1 protein-coding gene is annotated in these 2701 nt (G+C 67.2%); it reads right to left on the bottom strand.

Annotated elements, in window-relative coordinates:
- Nucleotides 1-236: 236 nt before the first annotated feature.
- Nucleotides 237-1523 (bottom strand): MFS transporter, encoded by a 1287-nt coding sequence (locus tag ABZS42_RS31850; RefSeq protein WP_355151664.1) that lies wholly within the window; start codon nt 1521-1523, stop codon nt 237-239.
- Nucleotides 1524-2701: the final 1178 nt, after the last annotated feature.

Here is a 2701-nt window from a genome sequence, read left to right as displayed (position 1 = left end):
ACAAGGGCTACCAGCCTCCCCGGACGGGGCCAAGGTCGTTCGTCCGGTAGGGCGCTCCACCTTGTCCCCGTCCGGGGAGGCTGGACGGTCTACGACTGCCCGACGAGGAGATCCGCCGTTTCGCGGCTTACCACGCAGCCACAGGTGACATATCGCGACGGGCTACGGCCGAGGACGGGCCGAGGGTCGGGCGCAAACCAATTGGCCTCCGGGATTGATGCTGCTGCCCGGTTGAGTCAGGCGCGGGCAACTGGTTCGGCGGTTGCGACATCACCTGGTCCACCATCGGCTGACCCGGCCTGTGCTGCGTCCGCGCCGCGGGCGGGGCTTATCGCCTGTAGCCGGCGGACTTCTCGGCTGGCCAGCATGCCGAGAACGGAGAGCACCACCAGTGTCGCGAGGATCAGCAGCGTGTCGCGGGTGCCGATCGCCGCAGCGAGCGGTCCGACCGCGATCTGGCCGAGTGGAATGGCGATCCAGGATCCCAACATGTCATAGGAGTAGACGCGCGCCAGTCGATCAGGTGGGATGTGCTGCGCAATCGACGTGTCCCAGGCCACCGCGAACTGTTCGACGGCGATTCCGACCGCTACTCCGGCGACAAGTAGGACGGCGATGGTAGGTGCGAGGGCCAGGCCCAGCAACAGGAACGACTCGGCGAACATGCAGGCCACCCCGAGCAGCAGCAGCCGGCGTACCCGGACCCGCAACGCAATGAGACCGCCCAGTACCATTCCGGCGGTTTCAGCCGCCAACACCACGCCCCAGGCGCTTCGGCCGATCGTCTCGTCGGCGACGGCCGGGCCGAGCACGTTGACGCCGCCGGCGAGGGCCGCGTTGAGGATCATGAAACCGAGCACCACCGCCCAGACCCAGGTGCGCGCGGTGAACGCGGTCCAGCCTTCCCGGAGGTCGTTAATGACGCTGGTGTGGGCCTTCTCCGCTGGTGGGGCAGCGACCCGGACTCCGGCGAACGCCACGGCTGCGACGGCGAAGGCGAGTGCGTCGACGGCGAGGCCCCAGCCGGGGCCGACGGCGGCCACTAGGAGGCCACCGAGCGAAGCGCCACCGATCATGCCCGCGTTGATGCCCAGCCGGATGATCGCGTTGGCCGGCTGGATCAGCTCCGGCGGCACCGTCTGCGGCGTCGCGGCGGCCGAGGCTGGCTGAGCCAGCGCGCTCACGATGCCGTTGGCCGCACCGAGCGCCAGCAGCAGCGGAATTGTCGCCGTGCCGCTGAGCACCAGGCCGGCCACTGCTGCCTGGGTCAGCGCACCCAGCACATTGGAGCCGACTAGCACCAACCGGCGCGGGATCCGGTCGGCCACCACCCCGCCAAAGAGCACGAACAGCACAGTCATCAGAGATCTCGCGCCGACCACAAGGCCCAGGTCACGCACCGACCCGGTCAGATCGAGCACGGCGAAGGCCAGTGCGATCGGAGCGACACCGTTACCCACCATGTTGACCAGACGGCCAACAGCCAGGTATCGGAACGCGCCATACCGCAGCGGAGCCAGCACCAGTCCTCCATCCAAAACAGAACAACGATCAGCGTGCAGCGGTTCTAGGCCATCGAGCCGGTCGACACCTCATCCCCTCGTGGCTGGAACTTGCTGCGCCAATCCACGTCGCTGCACCCTGCCCGTGACCGTACAGCCATCCGTACAGCCAAGGCCGCCCGTTGAAGCCGACAACGCCCGACAACCACGGACGGGCTGACCAGGGGAGCCACCACCTGAACAGCCATCCATGATCTTCTTCTATCCCGAGGCCGCTCAGGGCGGCGTGGTCCTGTGATGAGTGCGAAAATCTCCAATATGAAGCCAGCCAAGAACCCGTGGTGGCAGACAGCAAAGACACCGAAGCAGGGTTTCATCAGGGCAGGCGTCTGGCTCTTCCTGGCCGTCGGGTGGGTAGTCGTGGCCGTCGGAGACCCCACGCCGTGGCATTGGGTATTTGCCGCACTGTGGGCGGTCTGCGGTGTGGGCTACCTGGTGTCAGCCGTGATGCTGCGGCGACGGCAGCGCGCGACTCAGGACAGGGCAGGGTCAGAAGCCGCGGTCCGGGCCGATTGAGCGCGATCCGCCAGCAACGGCCACGAGGATCGGCCCGGCACGAACGTGCAGCGGGGCAAGCGGTCCGCATCTAGTCCGCAAGAGGTCGACGGACGGCGGGGGAGCAGTGAGAGATGTCGAGAGCCGTTTCCGCTGCTAGCAGCCCAACCGCCCATCTCGCCGGGTCGCTCGTCTTGATCTCGTAATGCGTAGGTCGACGGTTCGATTCCGTCAGGCGGCTCGGCACAGAAGCCCAGGCCATCGGCCCAGGGCCATTGCGTGTTCGGGTAGCTGCTGGTCACGGCCTGAATGAGATCTGACGTTGGCGCCCGCCGCTCGGGCGGTGAACCCGAAGTCGTCGCGGCGCTTCCCGTCGACGTGCCCACCGTCTGTAGGAAGCGGGCCCCGCAGCCATCGCGGAAGGCTGGGCCCGCATTCCGGCAGCGTCTGAGGCGGATGTCGTCCGTCTGGACGGCCCATGAAGTTGAGGCCGATGCGTTGTCCGTGGTGGCAGTTCGGCGAGCCACCGGGCCGTTCGAGCTGGTTGTCCGCTGTGGAACAGCCTGATCTCCGACACGGCCTGATCGCACGGGACCTCGCTATCGGACCGTCCCTGCCATAGTGGGCGCATGCGCTTGATCAAA

Source organism: Micromonospora sp. NPDC005367, assembly GCF_040606825.1.
Taxonomy (GTDB): domain Bacteria; phylum Actinomycetota; class Actinomycetes; order Mycobacteriales; family Micromonosporaceae; genus Micromonospora.
This window is presented reverse-complemented; position numbering and strand designations above follow the sequence as displayed.